The organism is Bradyrhizobium sp. IC4059, assembly GCF_020193615.1.
GTDB lineage: Bacteria > Pseudomonadota > Alphaproteobacteria > Rhizobiales > Xanthobacteraceae > Bradyrhizobium > Bradyrhizobium yuanmingense.
In genome coordinates this window covers 250,213-267,755 of record NZ_JADYVH010000001.1, presented here as the reverse complement: position 1 = coordinate 267,755, position 17,543 = coordinate 250,213, and the positions used below count along the sequence as shown (strand labels likewise).

The 17,543-nt window shown below is 65.3% G+C and carries 12 protein-coding genes; 8 read left to right on the top strand and 4 right to left on the bottom strand.

Annotated elements, in window-relative coordinates:
• Positions 1 to 19: 19 nt before the first annotated feature.
• Positions 20 to 1,708 carry a peptide ABC transporter substrate-binding protein gene (locus I6F12_RS01215; RefSeq protein WP_057026065.1) on the bottom strand — a complete coding sequence of 563 codons (1,689 nt, stop codon included), beginning with the start codon at positions 1,706 to 1,708 and terminating at the stop codon, positions 20 to 22.
• Positions 1,709 to 1,927: 219 nt separating this feature from the next.
• Between I6F12_RS01215 and I6F12_RS01210 the strand changes: the two genes are divergently transcribed.
• Positions 1,928 to 2,560 (top strand): cupin domain-containing protein, encoded by a 633-nt coding sequence (locus tag I6F12_RS01210; RefSeq protein WP_057026064.1) that lies wholly within the window; start codon positions 1,928 to 1,930, stop codon positions 2,558 to 2,560.
• Between the two features lie 29 nt (positions 2,561 to 2,589).
• On the opposite strand, the gene I6F12_RS01205 is transcribed toward I6F12_RS01210, so the two are convergent.
• Positions 2,590 to 3,615, bottom strand: a complete 1,026-nt coding sequence (locus I6F12_RS01205; RefSeq protein ID WP_225155316.1) for an AraC family transcriptional regulator — start codon at positions 3,613 to 3,615, stop codon at positions 2,590 to 2,592.
• A gap of 188 nt (positions 3,616 to 3,803) precedes the next feature.
• Here I6F12_RS01205 and I6F12_RS01200 point away from each other — a divergent pair, with 188 nt between their 5' ends.
• The 6 genes from I6F12_RS01200 to I6F12_RS01175 all read left to right on the top strand — a co-directional run bounded on the left by I6F12_RS01200 (position 3,804) and on the right by I6F12_RS01175 (position 12,581).
• On the top strand, positions 3,804 to 4,253 hold the full coding sequence (locus tag I6F12_RS01200) for a cupin domain-containing protein (protein ID WP_225155315.1): 450 nt from the start codon (positions 3,804 to 3,806) through the stop codon (positions 4,251 to 4,253).
• 99 nt (positions 4,254 to 4,352) lie between these two features.
• A complete protein-coding gene (locus tag I6F12_RS01195) occupies positions 4,353 to 5,843 on the top strand; it encodes an NAD(P)/FAD-dependent oxidoreductase (protein WP_225155314.1) in 1,491 nt (496 codons plus the stop codon).
• 82 nt (positions 5,844 to 5,925) lie between these two features.
• Complete coding sequence (locus I6F12_RS01190; RefSeq protein ID WP_225155313.1) at positions 5,926 to 6,999, top strand: hypothetical protein; 1,074 nt, start codon at positions 5,926 to 5,928, stop codon at positions 6,997 to 6,999.
• 66 nt (positions 7,000 to 7,065) lie between these two features.
• Positions 7,066 to 8,046: an NAD-dependent epimerase/dehydratase family protein gene (locus I6F12_RS01185; protein WP_225155312.1), complete on the top strand. Its 981-nt coding sequence runs from the start codon at positions 7,066 to 7,068 to the stop codon at positions 8,044 to 8,046.
• A 173-nt stretch (positions 8,047 to 8,219) separates the two neighbouring features.
• Positions 8,220 to 9,416: an efflux RND transporter periplasmic adaptor subunit gene (locus I6F12_RS01180; protein ID WP_225112132.1), complete on the top strand. Its 1,197-nt coding sequence runs from the start codon at positions 8,220 to 8,222 to the stop codon at positions 9,414 to 9,416.
• 12 nt (positions 9,417 to 9,428) lie between these two features.
• Positions 9,429 to 12,581: a multidrug efflux RND transporter permease subunit gene (locus tag I6F12_RS01175; RefSeq protein ID WP_225155311.1), complete on the top strand. Its 3,153-nt coding sequence runs from the start codon at positions 9,429 to 9,431 to the stop codon at positions 12,579 to 12,581.
• On the opposite strand, the gene I6F12_RS01170 is transcribed toward I6F12_RS01175, so the two are convergent.
• A complete protein-coding gene (locus I6F12_RS01170) occupies positions 12,578 to 14,845 on the bottom strand; it encodes a cation:proton antiporter (protein WP_225155310.1) in 2,268 nt (755 codons plus the stop codon). The genes I6F12_RS01175 and I6F12_RS01170 overlap by 4 nt on opposite strands.
• 391 nt (positions 14,846 to 15,236) lie before the next feature.
• Complete coding sequence (locus I6F12_RS01165; RefSeq protein WP_225155309.1) at positions 15,237 to 16,409, bottom strand: MFS transporter; 1,173 nt, start codon at positions 16,407 to 16,409, stop codon at positions 15,237 to 15,239.
• 61 nt (positions 16,410 to 16,470) lie between these two features.
• Here I6F12_RS01165 and I6F12_RS01160 point away from each other — a divergent pair, with 61 nt between their 5' ends.
• Positions 16,471 to 17,322 carry a helix-turn-helix transcriptional regulator gene (locus I6F12_RS01160; RefSeq protein ID WP_036027245.1) on the top strand — a complete coding sequence of 284 codons (852 nt, stop codon included), beginning with the start codon at positions 16,471 to 16,473 and terminating at the stop codon, positions 17,320 to 17,322.
• The last annotated feature ends 221 nt before the right edge of the window (positions 17,323 to 17,543 follow it).

Below are 17,543 nucleotides of genomic sequence, written 5' to 3'. Positions count from 1 at the left end.
ATCCGACCAGCCCGAGACATCAGGCCCAATACCATTCGCGGATGTTCCAGCAATTGATGGAGGTGTTGATGTTGGGACGGAAGCCTTGCAGCCCCTCCTTCACCCCCTCCGCAATGAAGCCCTGGAACAGCGGCAGGATCGCAAAATCGTTGCGGATCAGCTTCTGCAGATCGCCGTAGGTGGTCTTGCGCTGGGCGAGTTCGAACTGCTTGGCGCCTTCAGCGAGCAGACGATCCGCCTCCGGGCTTCTGTACTGATAGGTGTTGAAGCCGCGGCCGCCTTTGGCGGGAATGGCGCCGGAGCCGAAGCGCGGCGTCACGTCGGGGTCGCTGCCGAGCATGAAGTTCACCGACACCAGCACCGAGTTGAACTTCGACTGCTGCCAGAACTCGCCCCAGATCACCGCCGCCGGCATGTTGTTGACGCGCATCGCAGCGCCGATCGCACGCCAGTCCTGGATCAGGAGCTGCTGCGTCTGCTCGCGCACCGCATTGCCCGACGTCGTCGAGTTGGTGAATTCGAGCTTGGCGCCGCCCTTCTCGCGAATGCCGCCGGAGCCGCGAACCCAGCCCGCGGCGTCGAGCAGCGCGTTGGCCTTGGCAGGATCGTATTTGTGCTGCGGCAGACCCTGCTGGAACGACCAGGCCTGCTGCGGCACGAAGCTCTCGGTCGGCGTCGGCAGACCGTAATTCAGCGCGTCGATGATCGCCTGCTTGTTGATGGCGAGATAGAGCGCCTCGCGCACGGCACGATCAGTGAAAGGACCAAAATCCAGGTTCGGCGCGATATGCTCTACCGAGGAGGTCGAAGAGACGAAGATCTTGCGGCCCTTCAGCGTCTTTGCCTCCTGCACGAAGTTCGGCAGGATGCCTTGCAGGCCGGTGTAGTCGACCTGACCGGTGCGGAACTGGGTGTAGAGAACGGTCAGGTCCGGAATGTATTTGAAAACGACGCGTTCGACGTAAGGTCCTTTGCCATGATAACCGGTATGGGCATTCAGCTGGATGTGGTCGCCCGGCACGCGCTCGGCCCAGCGGAACGGCCCGGTACCGATGGGTGCGTTGTGGAACGGCGAGGAATTAGGATCGGACACCTTCTCGAGGATGTGCTTGGGCACGATGAAGGTGAGCGAGAGAATTGACATATATGGCGAATAGGGAGCCTCCATTCGCCAGTGGATCTCGTCGGGCGCGACGACCTTGATGTCCTTGACGAGGCTGTGGCCGACGCGGTTGCGGACGCGGAAATCGGGATTGTTGATCAGCTCGAGCGAGAACTTGACATCCTCGGCCGTGAACGGCGTGCCGTCGTGCCATTTCACGTCGCTGCGCAGCTTGATCTTCCACGTCAGGCCGTCGGCCGAGAGGCCGCCATTCTCGATGGTCGGGACTTCGCGGGCGAGGTCGGGAACGAATTTCCCGTCGGGCTCGATGTACCAGAGCGGCGAGAACACCTGCCACCAGATGCCCTGATCGACCTCGATGCCCGGCATCAAGGGATGAAAGACGGTCGGCTCCTGCGACAGCGCCGCGATCACCTGGCCGCGCGGCTTGTCCGGCGGATTGGTGGGACGTTCGGTCTGCGCGGAAGCGTTCCCTGAAAGCGTCCAGCCTGCGGCCGCGCCCGCGCCGAGCTGGAAGAATTGACGGCGATTCGGAATGCCGAGATGTCCTGCCCCAACGCCGAACTTGCCGGTGTCGTCCGCCATGACCCACTCTCCGTTTCCGCACGCGGCACCGTCTCCCGCGCCCCCGAGACCCCGGCAAAGGGACAGGAGTGGGCTTTAGTGCTTCTAAATTTTTCTCCCAAAAGTTCATCACGACTAAATACAGCTGTCAATCGCATTGCTAGAATGCGCCAGCTTTTCACTCTGACTGAAGGCGCGGGGCTCGATCCCCGACGCTGAGATGATGCATGGGAGAGCGACATGGATGGTCGCGGCGACACGAACAGTCTGAAGGACGCTCCGACGACCGAGGCCGAAGATGCGGTCGACCAGCGCCTGGGTGAAACAGTGCGGCTGCTGCGTCAGCGCGCCGGCCTCTCGATCCAGGACGTCGCCAACAAGACCGGCCTGTCGACCGGCATGATCAGCCAGCTCGAACGTGCGCGCGCGATGCCGTCGATCCGCACGCTGCGCCTGCTCTCAATCGCGCTCGACGTTCCCATCTCCTATTTCTTCGAGAGCAGCGATCCTGCCGAAGCGCCGCGCTACACCGTGCGCAAGAACGCCAGGCGGCTGCTGCGGCTCACCGCCAGCGGCGTCGTCAAGGAAGCGCTGACGCCGGAAGGCAAAGGCCAGCTCGAGCTCTACGAGCTCACGCTCAACCCCGGCGCCTCCTCCGGCACCGACTTCCTGCAGCACACCGGCGAGAAGGCGGGCTACATTCTCTCGGGCAGCCTGCGGCTGTGGCTCGACAACCAGGCCCATGTGCTGGAAGCCGGCGACAGCTTTCGTTTTCCGAGCATCGTGCCGCACATGTTCGACAACCCGACCCAGCAGGTGGCGCGCGTGATCTGGGTGACGACGCTGCGCCAGACCGACTCGCCGGCGGGTTGAGTCCGGCATCAAGGTCTGGCGAGACGGATCTAGCTCATCCTTCGCCGCAGCGTGGCTGACGGCGTCTCGCCGAATTTCTCGCGGTAGGCGCCGGCCATGCGGCCGAGATGGGTGAAGCCGAGATCGAAGGCCATCTCGGTGATGGAAACATCGGGTGCGGCTTGCGCGAGGCGCGCATTGAGGCCGGCGAGGCGCATGTCGAGCAGCATCTGCGAGATCGACACGCCGAAGTGACAGCGGAAGCCGAGCTGCAGCGCGCGGATGCCGATGCCGGAGGCGCAGGCGAGCTGCGCGAGGTCGAGCGGCTCGCCGGCATGGTCGGCAAGGTGATCGCGCGCGGCGCGCAAGGCGCGCGGCAAACGCTCGGCCTGCCCCGAAAACGTCTGAATCGCATCCGACAGGCCATGCCGCTGCCGGTTGAGCAGATGATCGAGCAGCGCTTCGCGCCAATCGGCCATCGCGGCCGGCGAGAGCCGGCCTGATGGCCCGAGGCGCTCGGCGAGCGTCATTAGCTCGGCGAGCCTCGTCTGCAGGGCCCGCCCGGACGGCGCATCCAGCTCGATCACCGGATCGAACTCGACCACCCCGGTCGCCCTGCCCGACAAGGCCGCGGCGCGCTGCTCGACCATGCGGCGATCGAGCAGCAGGATCGCCTGCGCACAATCGCTCCACATCATCCGGGTCGGAATTGTCGGCGACAGCAGCGACGCGATCCGGTCCGGGGCCGCATCGAGCTCACGACGACCGGCACGAATGCGGGCGCTGCCAGCAAGCGGGACCTGCACCAGGAAGAAGCGCTCGAGGCAGCCCGGATCGATGCTGACCGCTCCGCCATAGGCGACGTAGTTGATGGAGAAGCCATCGAAGGCCGCGCAATTGTGCCGGGCCGAGAAGCCGGCCGCGCGCGCCTGTGTCGGCTTGAGATCATGCGGGCAGAAGATGCGCCCGATCTGCTCGGCCGCCTCGTCGACGTCATCAGTGGTGACGCGGGCGAAGGCCGCAAGCCGTTCGGCTGCAGAGGCTGTTGCGCTCATTTCCAGCTCGGCTGCGGACATCGTCGACCATGCTTCGCGCCCGGAATTCCTTTAAGCCTATAATAGTTCCGCGGGGGCGAAAAGGGCCGGAGCTCGCAAATTCGTCGTGCTGCATGGCAATAGGTTCATCCGGATTCGTTTAGCGGATAGACAGGCGGTCCGTCCTCGGACGATGCTCCGTCCCCGCCGGAATCCATGAGGAGCAAGCCATGACTGCACTCGAAAAAGGCATCACCGCGAACGGGAAAGGCTACGGCGGCAAGAGCTGGAACATCCTTGGCCAGGTCTATTTCCCCAAGGCCGTCACCGACTCCACTTTCGCGTTCGAGACCAACAGCGATCCCGGCCAGTTCGTGCCGGTGCATATCCATCCGACCCAGGACGAGTTCATCCTGGTGCAGGAAGGCACGCTCGATCTCAAGCTCGACGGTCAATGGGTCAAGGCCCATGCCGGCGACCTCGTGCGCATGCCCCGCGGCATTCCGCACGGCTATTTCAACAAGTCCGACAAACCGTGCCGCGCGCTGTTCTGGGTCTCGCCGATGCAGAAGCTGGAGGCGCTGTTCAACCAGCTGCACAATCTGACCGACCCGGCCGAGGTCGTGCGCATCTCGGCGCTGCATGAGGTCGACTTCCTGCCGCCCGAGGCCAACGACTAGCGGTCGCCGCTCCCTCCACTTGCATCTGCTTGCAGCCTGGCCGGCCGCACCGTGCGGCCGAACGCGGTCGCTTGCGTGCCAAACACATCGAGCAAACCCATGGTCAGCCCAAAACATGTCTGCGTGATCGGCGCCGGCGTCTCCGGCCTTGCCGCCGCGAAAGCATTCTCCACCCGAGGCCACCGCGTCACCATCGTCGAGCGCAGCTCAGATCTCGGCGGCGTCTGGGAGCCGGCGCGCTCCTACCCCGAGGTGCAGACCCAGAGCCCGAAGGAGCTCTACCGCTACACCGACCGCGCCATGCCGGATGCCTATCCGGAATGGCCGACCGGGCCGCAGGTCCACGCCTACCTCGCCGATTATGCCAAGAGTTTTGGCCTCGAGCGCATGCTGCGGCTCAACACCGAAGTCGCCGGCATGGCGCGCCGTGCCGACGGCAGGCCGGGATGGACGCTCGCCTTGAAGGACAAGAACGGCACGACCACGAGCGAGGATTTCGATTTCGTCGCGGTCTGCACCGGGCAGTTCAACGAGCCGCGCGAGCTGCATTGCCCCGGCGAGGACGGCTTTCTGGCGCAGGGCGGCCAGATCCTGCACTCGTCGACATATGGCGATCCGACACTGGCGAAGGGACGCCGCGTCGTCGTCCTCGGCGGCTCGAAGTCCGCGACTGACATCGCCGTGAATGCGGTGAAGTCAGGCGCGCGCGAGGTCACCATCGTGATGCGTGAGCCGGTCTGGCGCATTCCCTATTTCATCGGCGGTCTCGTGAACTTCAAGCGCATCCTCTACATCCGCGCGCAGGAGGAGATGTTTCCGGGCTGGGGCATCAGCGCGATGGGGCGGCTCGCGCACCGCATCGCCGCGCCGCTGGTCTGGGCCAATTGGCGCGGGCTGGAGAGTCTGCTCAAGGCGCAGCTCAAGCTCGGCCGTTGCAACATGGTGCCGAAGGAGCGGATCGAGGACGGCGTCAACTGCTCGGTGCCCATCGCAACGCCGGGCTTCTACCCGATGGTCGCCGACGGCCGCATCAAGGCCGTGTTCGGCACGTTCGACCATTATGAGGGCGACAGCATCGTGATGAGTGGTGGCGAGCGCGTGGGCGCCGACGTCGCCGTGCTCGCGATCGGCTACAAGCTCGGCGTGCCGTTCCTGCCCGAGGCCTACCGGCAGAAACTGGTCGATACCGACGGGCAGTACCGGCTCTATCGCCTGATCGCCAATCCGGATCTGCCCGAGCTCGGCTTCGTCGGCTTCAACTCCTCGTTCTGCACCGTGCTCTGCGCCGACCTCGCGGCGAACTGGCTGGTGCGTTATGCCGACGGCCAGCTCGCGAACCAGCCGACGGCACAGGCGATGCGCGACAACATCGAGATGATGCTGCACTTCAAGCGCGTCGAGCGGCCGGCCGCGGGCGTCTATGGCGGCCTCTGCGTCGCCCCTTATCACTACCGCCATTTCGACGAGCTGATGGCCGATATCGGCGCGAAAAACCAGAAGCGCGGCGGACTCGCGGGCCGCTTCCAGCCGCCGGATGCGGATGCTTACGCCAAGTTCCTGGCGACGGCGCCGGACTACCGGGCGGCGTGAAAGGAGAATTGCGGCGGCTCGCCTCCGACGTCTACGATCTCGCTGGCCATCGAATCGACGGGAACCAGCCATAGGATCGGCCATGGGATCGAGACGACTTGCCGCCGCGGCCCTTGCGGCTGTTGCCATCTTCGGCGCGGTGCCCACCGTTGCGCAGAAGGCGGCGCCGACGCCACAGCAATCGGAGGCGCTCGCGGCTTACGAGCGCGCGCTCGGCGACTTCAAATCCATCCTCACTGAGCGGCGGCGCCAGATCGAGGCGAAGGAGCCGCTGCCGAACCTGCCGGGACAGGCGCTCTATCTCGCGCGCGTCGCTGTGATCAGCAGCTACAAGGACCTCACCGACGTCATGCCGTCGCGGATCGGCCGGCCGAACAAGTTCGAGATTCCTCCGGCCTATTTCGATGCCGAGATCGAGCCGCTGGTCGAGGAATACGGCAGGCTCTTCGACCTCATGGAGGCGCCGCCTGCCAACGCGCAGAGCTCGCCGACGCCGTTCGAGGACGTCGTCGATCTTGCGGTCGCGATTGCGCGCGCGAAGGGCCTCGCTCCCGAACACGCCGAAGCTGCCGGGCGGATCAGCCTCGGGCTGTTCTTTGCGGAGACCAACGGCAAGCAGAATGTCCGCAATGCACGCTCGAACACCTATATGGGCAGCTTCCAGACAGGCCCCTCCGAAGACCGCAACGGCCGGCGGAAATGGGAGAAGATCAAGGGCGACGTAGCTGCGATCGACCCGGGCTTGAGCGCGCGAGACGACAAGGAGGAGGCGCGTGCCCGCGGCACCGATCAGCGCTTCAACCACTGGACCAACGTCCGCAACGGGTTGATGAACGCGCACTCCGATCTGTTCCGCGAGATTCCGGGTATCGTCAAGACGCTGCCTGATACGATCGACCAGATGAAGCTTTTCCAGCTGATCCAGATCGTTCCAACCCCGACGCGGTCCGCGCTCAAATCGGGCGATCTCCTGAATTACCGGGTGTCAAGCCCCAGAATCATGGGATACCTGCGCAACAACAGCATCTTTGCCTTCGGACAGGCCGACCGGGCAAAGACCTCGGCGAGCTACCGCGAGATCTTCGCCGCGATGTGGCTGTTCAACCGGAAGTTCGAGAAAGCGATAGCGAAATACGCCGAGATCAAGCCGCGCTGAGGGATCGTTGCAACCGCCGGTGGAGGTTGTAGTCTCGCGGCCTCATCGGCGACACTGGACTGTTTCATGCGCATTCTCATCCTCGGCGGCAGCCAGTTTCTTGGGCGCGCGATAGCAAGCCATGCTTGCGCGGTCGGTCACGACGTGACCTGCGCCGCGCGCGGACTCGCGGGGCCGATCGCTACGGGTGCGCGCTTCATGCAGATCGACCGCGACCTGGCCGACGGACTTGGGCCACTCACGGGCGAGACGTTCGACGCCATGGTCGATGTCTCGCGTCATCCCGGCCAGGTCCGTCGCGCAGTCGCCGCGCTGAAGCGGCCGGGCGTGCATTGGACCTTCGTCTCGACGATCAGCGTTTATGCGGACAACCGCATCCCGGGGCAACGCGCCGACACGGCGCCGCTGCGCGAGCCTGTTGCGGGAGAGATCGAGCACAGCACCGAGGCGATCTACGGCGCAGCCAAGGTCGCCTGCGAACAGGCGGTCGGCGATGACGCCTTCATCTGCCGCGCCGGACTGATCGCAGGCCCCGAGGACCCGACCGGACGGTTCGCCTATTGGCCGGCGCGGCTTGCGCGCGGCGGCGAGGTGCTGGCGCCGGGATCGCCGGAGGATGCGGTCCAGTTCATCGACGTGCGCGATCTCGCGCAATGGATCGTGCATGCGGCAGAGAGCGGTCTCGTCGGCATCTATGACGGGATTGGGCCGATCCGCACGCGCGGCGGATTCCTGAGCGAATGCGCATCCGCGCTGAACGCGTCCTGCACCTTCACCTGGATCGATCGCGCCTTTCTGGAAGCGCATGACGTCAGGCGTTGGGCGGGCCCGCGGTCCTTACCGATGTGGCTGCCATTGCCGGACTACGCCGGCTTCCTGACGCGCGATACCTCGCCGGCACGCGCGGCCGGATTGACCTCGCGACCGCCGGGAGACACCGCGCGCGATACGCTTGATTGGCTCCGCGCCAACAACGGGCCAGTCGTCGGTCTCACTGCCGAAGACGAGAAGGATGTCCTGGCGGCGTGGCATGCGCGCCAGCCCTAGGTGCGGACGGGCCAATCGTTCGCCGGTGAAAAGCGCCTTGTCGTGACAAATCTGTCAAAGGCCACACTGCCGTTTTCGGTGCAAGACCCGTGACCGCCATGGCTATGGTGTTCCACGACTGCCTGTTTGTTGGTAGCCTGCCGCACCGACAGACAGCAATCGGGGACCACCGAATGACGCGCGCCAATCCCGCATCTCCCGCACGACGCAATGGAGCAGCGAGGAAACATATCGGTCGGGCACTCGCCGCAACCGCGGCATTGGCTGCGCTCGCCGGCTGCGAGGACAAGAACACGTTCGTGGCGCCGCCGCCGCCCAAGGTCGACGTCGCGACGCCGGTGCAGCGTCCGGTGACGCGCTACATCGAGGCCACCGGCAACACGGCGCCGATCAAGAGCGTCGATCTCGTCGCGCGCGTGCAGGGCTTTCTGCAAACGATCGACTATCAGGACGGCACGTTCGTCAAGCAGGGCACCCAGCTGTTCACGATCGAGCCTGAGACCTACAAGCTCAAGCTCGAGCAGGCGCAGGCGGCCGAAGTCGGCGCGCAGGCTTCGCTCCGGCAGGCGGAGGCCGACTACAAGCGACAGGCCGAGCTGGTGCAGCGCCAGGCCGTCTCGCAAGCCACGCTCGATAATTCCACCTCCGCGCGCGACAACGCCCAGGCCAATCTGCAGCAGGCCCAGGCCAACACCAAGCTCGCCGAAGTCAATTACGGCTACACCAAGGTCACGGCACCGTTCGACGGCATCGTCAGCGCGCACATGGTCTCGATCGGCGAGCTCGTCGGCGTCTCCTCGCCGACCCAGCTCGCCACCATCGTGGCGATGGACCCGATCTATGTGAACTTCACCGTCAACGAGCAGGACGTGCTGCGCATCCGCGCCGAGGCGACCCGTCGCGGACTGACGCCCGCGGACATGAAGCACTTCCCGATTCAAGTGGGGCTGCAGACCGATACCGGCTACCCTCATGAGGGCAAGCTCGACTACGTCTCGCCGACCCTCAACCAGTCGACCGGCACGCTGGCCGTGCGCGGCCTCGTTCCCAACGACAAGCGGGTGCTGCTGCCTGGCTATTTCGTCCGGGTCCGCGTGCCCTTCGACCAGGAGAAGAGCGCCCTGCTCGTTCCCGACACCGCGCTCGGCAGCGACCAGGGCGGCCGCTATCTCCTCGTCGTCAACAGCGACAACGTCGTCGAGCAGCGCAAGGTACAGATCGGCCCGGTCGACAACGGCCTGCGCGTGATCGAGAGCGGCCTGAAGCCAGAGGATCGCGTCGTGACCGCGGGGCTCTTGCGCGTCATCCCGGGCCAGAAGATCGACCCGCAGGTGACGAAGATCGAGCAGACGCAGGCCTCGAGCAAGTAGGGGCTGCCAGCCATGATCTCAAAGTTCTTCATCGAGCGGCCGGTCCTCTCGAACGTCATCGCGCTGTTGATGATCCTGATCGGCGGCGTCGCGCTGTTCAATCTCGCCATCGCGCAATACCCCGACGTGGTGCCGCCGACCGTGCAGGTCACCACGCGCTATCCCGGCGCCAGCGCCAAGACCGTGATCGATACCGTGGCGCTGCCGATCGAGCAGCAGGTCAACGGCGTCGAGGACATGCTGTACATGCAATCCTACAGCGGCTCCGACGGCACCTACACGCTGACCGTGACCTTCAAGATCGGCACCGACCTCAACTTCGCGCAGGTGCTGGTGCAGAACCGCGTCTCCAGCGCATTGTCGCAATTGCCGCAAGCCGTGCAGAACCAGGGAGTCACCGTGCAGAAGCGGTCGACCTCGATCCTGTTGTTCGTGACGCTCACCTCGCCGGATGCGAGGTACGACAGCCTCTACTTGAGCAACTACGCCACCATCAACATCCGCGACGAGCTCTCGCGCCTGCCCGGCGTCGGCAACGTCACCGTATTCGGCGCCGGGCAATACTCGATGCGGATCTGGCTCGATCCCAACCAGCTGCAGGTGCGTGGCCTGGTGCCGCAGGACGTGATCCAGGCAATCCAGCAGCAGAGCCAGCAGGTCGCCGCCGGTCAGGTCGGCGCGCCGCCGACGCCGCCGGGACAGGCGTTCCAGTACACGCTCAACGTCAACGGGCGGCTGGACGATGCCGGCCAGTTCGAGAACATCATCGTCAAGACGGGCACGAGCGGCGACGTCACGCGGGTGCGCGACGTCGGCTGGGTCGAACTCGGCGCGCAGACCTACAGCCAGATCTTCTCGCTCAACAAGCAGCCCGCGGTCGGCATCGGCGTGTTCCAGTCGCCGGGCGCCAACGCGCTGCAGGTCGAGCAGGCCGTCGAGAAGAAGATGGCGGAGCTCGCCAAGCGCTTCCCCGAAGGCATCAAGTACGACACGCCGTTCGACACCACCAAGTTCGTCGAGGCCTCGGTGCACGAGGTCTATATGACCCTGATCGAGGCCGGCCTGCTGGTGCTGGTCGTGATCCTCATCTTCCTGCAGGACTGGCGCGCGATGCTGGTGCCGGCGACGACCGTGCCTGTCACCATCATCGGCGCCTTCGCCGCGATGGCGGCACTCGGCTTCACCATCAACATGTCGACGCTGTTTGCGATCGTGCTCGCGATCGGCATCGTGGTCGACGACGCCATCGTCGTGGTCGAGGGCGCCGCCCACAACATCGAACAGGGCATGAACGGCCACGACGCCGCGATCCGCGCGATGGACCAGCTGTTCGCGCCGATCGTCGGCATCACGCTGGTGCTGATCTCGGTGTTCCTGCCCGCTTCGTTCCTCGCCGGACTGACCGGGCGCATCTACTCGCAATTCGCGCTGGTGATCGCCGCGACCGCCCTGCTCTCCGCCATCAACGCCGCGACCTTGAAGCCGACGCAATGCGCGCTGTGGCTGCGGCCGGCCGTGCCGCCGGAGCAGCGCAATTTCTTCTATCGGGGCTTCAATGCGGTCTACAACCGCGTCGAGCGCGGCTACACAAGGCTGATCACGTTCCTCGTGAAGCACGCCACCATCTCGGTCGCGTTCGCACTGCTGATCATCGCCGCCAGCGGCTATGGCCTGTCGCGGGTGCCGACCGGCTTCCTGCCGATCGAGGACCAGGGCTATCTGATCGCCGCGGTGCAGCTGCCCGACGGCGCCGCGCTGGAGCGGACGCAGGCCGTGCTCGACAAAGCGAGCGGGCTGATCAAGGACACGCCCGGCGTGGCGCAGGTCATCACCATCGCCGGCATCTCCGCGCTCGACAACAGCGCCAGCCTCGCCAATGCCGGTGTCGCCTACATCATCCTGAAGGATTGGGACGCGCGTAAAGGGCCCGGTGAGGATCTGCGCTCGCTGGTCTTTGGCCTGAACGACAAGCTCGCTGATATCATGGAGGCGCGCACCATCGTGTTGCCGCCGCCGCCGATCCAGGGCATCGGCAACGCCGCCGGCTTCTCGATGCAGGTCGAGCTGCGCGACGGCAACAGCGATTTCGCCAAGCTGCAGGCCATCACCGGCGCGATGGTCACCAACGCTCAAAGCCAGAGCGCGCTGCAGCGCGTGCAGTCCTCGTTCCGCTCCTCGGTGCCGCAATTCAACGTCGAGATCGACCGCATCAAGACCCAGACGCTGCACGTGACGACGGATCAGGTGTTCTCGGCGCTGTCGACCTATCTCGGCTCGTCCTATGTCAACCAGTTCAACAAGTTCGGCCGCGTGTTCCAGGTCTACACCCAAGCTGATCCCGCGTTCCGCGTCACCGAGCGCGACATCGCCAACATGCAGGTGCGCAACTCGAACGGCGACATGATCCCGCTCGGCACCGTCGCCAAGATCACGCCGGCCACCGGCCCGTCGCTGATCAGCCTCTACAATCTCTATCCGTCCTCGACCGTGATCGGCCTGCCGGCGCAGGGCTATTCGTCGGGCCAATCGCTGAAGCTGATGGAGGAAATCGCGGACAAGACGTTGCCGCCGGGCACCGGCTATGAATGGACCGCGATGTCGTATCAGGAGAAGGCGGTCTCGAACCAGATCTACTGGGTGTTCGGGCTCGCCATGCTGCTGGTCTATCTCGTGCTCGCCGGCCAGTACGAGAGCTGGTACGCGCCGATCTCGGTGATTCTCGCCGTGCCGCTGTCGCTGCTCGGGCCGATGCTGATCCTCTCCGCTCTCAAGATCGACAACAATCTCTATTGCCAGATCGGCCTGATCCTCTTGATCGCGCTCTCGGCCAAGAACGCCATCCTGATCGTGGAGGTCGGTCTCGAGCTGCACGGCCGCGACGGCAAGCCGATCATCGAATCCGCGATCGAGGCGGCGCGCGCCCGCTTCCGCCCGATCCTGATGACCTCGTTCGCCTTCATCCTCGGCGTCGTCCCGCTGGTGCTCGCCACCGGCGCCGGCGCCAGCGCGCGCAAGTCGATCGGCATCACCGTGTTCTCGGGCATGCTGGCCTCGACCTGCCTTGCGGTGCTGTTCGTGCCGGCCTTCTTCGTCGTGGTGCAGCGTTTCGAGAACTGGCGGTCGTCGAAGAAGAAGCCGCAGGCGGTGGCGGAGGTGAAGCCCTAACCCTGCTCCGCCGGCGCCTGCCGCGCCTCGCCGCTCGAGACCAGGAGCACCGAGACCTTCGACTGTCGCAGCACTGCATCGGCGACGCCGCCGAAGGAGAGATGGTCGGCCTGGATCCGGTCAACGCCCATGACGACGAGGTCGACGTCGGTGGTGTCGATCTCGCGCAGAATCGCCGCCTCCGGCGCGCGGTTCACGCGCAGGGTCGTGGTGATGTCGACGTCGTAGCGGGCGGCGAGATCGCTGGTGTCCTTGAGGATGCCTGTCTCCTGGCTCAACCCGCGCGAGCGACCGCGCTGCGCACCCTTGTCGCGCGTCGTCGCTACATAGACCACCCGGAGCGAACCTGAGCCGGCCTGCGCCAGCGCCACGGCGACCTCGGCACCGCGCTTGGAGACGGCGCTGCCGGACACGGGAACGAGGATGTTGAGCGCCTCGGGCATCGGCTGTTTCAGGTGCTTGCCCTTGGCGGCCACGATCGCAAGCGGTCCTTCGAACTTCGCGGCAATATCCTCGACCTTGCGATCGAAACGGTCCTTGGTGGCGGCGACCTTGGCGATGCCGACGACCAGGAGATCGAAGCCCTTGCGCGCCTCGTCGGCAATGGTCTCGCCAAGCTCCGCGCGCCTGGTGCGGCTGATGACATCGACGCTGCCGGCATCGTTGTCGCTGTTGGCGGAGACGGTTTCGGCCGCCTTCTTCACCACGGCTTCGTGGCTCACTTCCTCGCCGCGCCCCTTCTCTTGTTCCTCGGCGCGCTTGCCGATATGCAGCACCGTGATCGGCAGGCCGCGCATGCCGGCGATCAGTCCGGCGACATGCGCGGCGAAGGTGGCGTTGACGCTATCGTCCACGGCGAGCAAGGGACGTTCGAGATTGGCGACGAAGCCGCGCCTCTCGAACTCCTCGCGCTCCAACCGCTCCTTCTCCTCCGCGCTCATCGGCAGCCTGGCCAGCGCCGCGCGCAGCATCGGCGGCATCGCCATCGTCGTCACGATCGCCATCGTCACGATCATCGTGAACAGGTTCTGGCTGAGCACGCCGATCGACAGGCCGATGGTCGCGATGATGACCTCGGTCGAGCCGCGCGCGTTCATGCCGCTGGCGAGGGCGAGCGACTCCCTCCCGTTCAACCCGCCCACGGTGCCGCCGACGAACGCGCCACCGAACTTGCCGACGCTGGCGATCACGACGAGCAGGCCGGTGAGCATCAGGAGGTTGGGATCGCGCAGCACCGTGAGATCGGCGCTGAGCCCGGCGAGACCGAAGAACACCGGCATGAAGAAGCTTGAGATCAGCCCGCGCAGGCGCTCGTCGATCTGCCGCGTCAGGATCGGCGATTCCCCGACCAGGATGCCGGCGACGAAGGCACCTAATACGGTGTGGACGCCGATCAGATGCGTGATCATCGCCATGACGCTCATCAGCAGCAGGATCACGGAGATGACCGCGGCCGCGCTGACGAGATTGTCGTTGGCCCAGCGGATCAGCTGGAACACCAGGCGGCGGCCGATGGTGAAGCTGACCGCGAGGAAGGCGAGCGTTCCCAGCACCGACTTGGTCACGGAAGCGATGTCGAGCGAGCCTTGCGAAGCGAGGCTGAAAATGACGGCGATGATGATCCAGCCGATGGTGTCGTCGATCACGGCGGTCGCGACGATGATCTGCCCGACGTTGCGGCGCATGAAGTTCATCTCACGCACGACGACCGCGACGATCTTCACCGAGGAGATCGACAGCGCCGTGCCCATGAACAGCGACGCCACCAGGCGCTCCTGCGGATTGGGCAGCAGCGCATCCGGCAGGAACTCGCCGAGTGCGAAGCCGCAGGCGAACGGCACGACGATGCCAGCGATCGAGATCGCGATCGCGGCCCTGCCCACCTTCCGGACCAGCTTGAGGTCGGTTTCCATGCCGGTCAGCAGCAAAAGCAGCAGGATGCCGAACTGGGCGATGCCGGCGATCATCGCCTTCTGCTCGGGCGTGTTGGGAAAGATCGCGGCTTGCGCCTCGGGCCAAATCCAGCCGAGCAATGACGGCCCCAGGATGATGCCGGCGAGCAGCTCGCCGATCACCGAGGGTTGGCCGATGCGCATCATGATCTCGCCGAGGCCGCGACCAACCGCGATCAGCAGGACGATCTGCGCCACCAGCAGGAATTCGGACGGGCCGGCCGATTTGCCCGCTTCGGCGCCGGCCGCAATGGTGGTGAGGATGAGCGCCGCGGGGACGAGGCCGACCGGCCGGAGCAAGGTCCACAGCATGCAGGCGTCATTTCCCCTTTACCCGGCCCCGCTGTCGGGGCCACGGGGATAGAACCCGCGGGAGGCGGCGGGAGTTCCTGCCGCGCACGACGGGACGGAGGGGGCAAAAACGCCAAACGCGAAAACAACCCCATGCACAGTAGGGATGCCGTTGAAAACTTTCGAAAAATTCGGCTTTGCCGAAACGGCTTGCTCCGTCGGGCAAAACACTGGCAGAATGGCATCGTGGGTGGCATGGCGAGGGTGCCTCCTCATTCTCCGTCATTCCGAGCGCAGCGACTTGTCCGCCGAAGCCTTGGCGAAGGCGGAAGCAATCCAGAATTTTTCCGCGGCGGCAATTTGGATTGCTTCGTCGCAAGGGCTCCTCGCAATGCGGTGGAGAGAGTCTCCCTCACACCACCTGCGGCGTGCGGATCTCGCGCGGCAGGATCAGCGCGGCGGCGATGGCGAGCAGGCAGAGGGCGGCGAAGGCGTGCAGCATGGTGACGAATCCGCCCCGCTCATAGAGCCAGGCGACCAGACCGACGGAGGCGCCGGCCGCGGTGAAACCGACGAAATAGCGCACGGCATAGGCGCGCGAACGCCACTCTTCCGTGGTGTATTTGCCGACCATGGCGTCGTTGACCGTCACCTGCCCGAACGCACCCATGACGATGCCGATCGAAACGACGATCAGCGGCAGGTTGGACAGGCTCGCGGCCAGATACAGGAATGGCGCCAGCATGAAGGAAAGTGGCAGCGCCACCGTCTTCAGGGAGTAGCGGTCGAGCAGCCGGCCGATCGTGTACTGCGTCATCGCGCCGAACACGTAGACGCCGGCGGCGATGACACCTAACAGAGCCGGGCTCTTGGTCAGGTCCGCAAGGCGCTCGGCGAACAGCTTTGGCAGCGCCACGGTGACGGCGTTGAAGGTCGTGGAGATCGCGATCACCACGATCAGCAGCGCCAGGATCACGCGCCACATGTCCTGCCTGGCCACCCGCGCCTGCGCCGCCGCTTGCTTCGAGCCCTTGCGGTCCTCATGCACGACGCTCAGCGCGAAGGCGATGCCGATCAGGACCGTAACCGCGCCAGGAACGATGAACGCAAAACGCCAGCCGAGAAATTGGCCGATCACGCCGGTGACCAGGGCCGACGACGCCACGCCGAGATTGCCCCAGACGCCATTGATGCCCATCTCGCGGCCGAGCCGGTCGGCGTAGGACACGATCATGGCGGTGCCGACGGGATGATAGATCGACGCAAAGATGCCGATCGCAAGCAGCGCCGCGCCGAGCTGCACGGGGGTCTGCACGAAGCCGACCGCGATCATCGAAAGGCCGATGCCGACGAAGAAGATCAGCATCATGTGGCGGCGGCTCCAGCGATCGCCCAGCCAGCCGGTGAGCAGCGAGCCGGCGCCGAAGGCAACGAAGCCCGGCGTCGCGTAGGGCAAGAGTTCCGAATAGGCCATGCCGAGCGCCGGGCCCATGATGATGACAGCGGCGGCGAAGATCAGCATCGAATAATGGTCGATGAAATGACCTGCGTTGACGAAACCGATGACCCGACTGGGGCTGTTCATTCCCGAATCCTCTCCTGCTCCGAAATGAGTTATATGTCCTCCCCATGACGGGATGCTGCCAATGACTGTCTTGGAAACGCCAATCCTGCGGGAGGTCCGGAGCAACCACCGCTCGCCCGCGGGCGTGCACCTGGTCGCCCGCGACTATCCCAAGGGGATGCGGATCGATCTGCACATGCACCGCGAGGCGCAGCTGATCTATGCGGCAAAGGGCACGATGCAGGTGACGACGCCCGCCGGACGCTGGCTGGTGCCGCCGGACCGCGCGGTCTGGGTGCCGGCCGGGCTCGAGCATGCCATCGACCTGCTGGCCGACATCGAGATGCGCACGCTGTATTTCGACCTGTCCTGGCTGAAGCGCGAGCAGCGCTATGACGGCCTGACCAGGGAATTCGTGGTGCGGGTGTCGCCGCTGCTCAATCAGGCGATTCTCGCGCTGTTCGACGGGCGCAACACCGAAGAGCGCACCGAGCTCCTGGTGCGCCTGGTGATGCTGGAATTGCACCAGGCCGAGGATTCCGCGACCTTCGTGCCGCTGCCGCGCGAAGCGCGCTGCCGCCGCGCGGCGATGATCGTGCTCGACGATCCCACCGGCCTGCACGACATCGACACGCTGGCGCGCGCGGTCGGAACCTCCGCGCGTACGCTGTCGCGGCTGTTTTCGAGCGAGACGCAGCTGAGCTTCAAGAGCTGGTGCCAGCGCGCGAGGATTGCGGCGGCGATCGAGCGGATATCGACGGATGCGAGCGTGTCGGTGAAGCAGCTCGCGACCCAGCTCGGCTATGCCAGCGTGCCGGCGTTCTCGGCCGCATTCCGCCAGGTGACGGGTCGGACGCCGACGGAGTTTGCAGCACACGCGGTGTCGTCGCCCGGCTTGACCGGGCGACCCAGTACGCCGAGACGGCTCGGCTAGAATCGAGAAGCTGCGGCGTACTGGATGCCCCGGTCAAGCCGGGGCATGACAGCGCGTTGGAATGAGCACTGCCCGGCATATCATCGACCCGTTCCGGCATGCCCTCATTCTCCAAACGCACGGCGAAGCGAAAGATGCCGCATTCGCCTGCTTGATTGTGATCGGCTTGCACCCAAATCCCGTGTAAGCTTGCCGCATCGCACAGACCTGATACGAAAGCC

Coding starts and splice junctions, on each gene's coding strand:
- I6F12_RS01215 (WP_057026065.1), bottom strand. CDS start 1,708: ATGGCGGACGACACCGGCAAGTTCGGCGTTGGGGCAGGACATCTCGGC.
- I6F12_RS01210 (WP_057026064.1), top strand. CDS start 1,928: ATGGATGGTCGCGGCGACACGAACAGTCTGAAGGACGCTCCGACGACC.
- I6F12_RS01205 (WP_225155316.1), bottom strand. CDS start 3,615: ATGTCCGCAGCCGAGCTGGAAATGAGCGCAACAGCCTCTGCAGCCGAA.
- I6F12_RS01200 (WP_225155315.1), top strand. CDS start 3,804: ATGACTGCACTCGAAAAAGGCATCACCGCGAACGGGAAAGGCTACGGC.
- I6F12_RS01195 (WP_225155314.1), top strand. CDS start 4,353: ATGGTCAGCCCAAAACATGTCTGCGTGATCGGCGCCGGCGTCTCCGGC.
- I6F12_RS01190 (WP_225155313.1), top strand. CDS start 5,926: ATGGGATCGAGACGACTTGCCGCCGCGGCCCTTGCGGCTGTTGCCATC.
- I6F12_RS01185 (WP_225155312.1), top strand. CDS start 7,066: ATGCGCATTCTCATCCTCGGCGGCAGCCAGTTTCTTGGGCGCGCGATA.
- I6F12_RS01180 (WP_225112132.1), top strand. CDS start 8,220: ATGACGCGCGCCAATCCCGCATCTCCCGCACGACGCAATGGAGCAGCG.
- I6F12_RS01175 (WP_225155311.1), top strand. CDS start 9,429: ATGATCTCAAAGTTCTTCATCGAGCGGCCGGTCCTCTCGAACGTCATC.
- I6F12_RS01170 (WP_225155310.1), bottom strand. CDS start 14,845: ATGCTGTGGACCTTGCTCCGGCCGGTCGGCCTCGTCCCCGCGGCGCTC.
- I6F12_RS01165 (WP_225155309.1), bottom strand. CDS start 16,409: ATGAACAGCCCCAGTCGGGTCATCGGTTTCGTCAACGCAGGTCATTTC.
- I6F12_RS01160 (WP_036027245.1), top strand. CDS start 16,471: ATGACTGTCTTGGAAACGCCAATCCTGCGGGAGGTCCGGAGCAACCAC.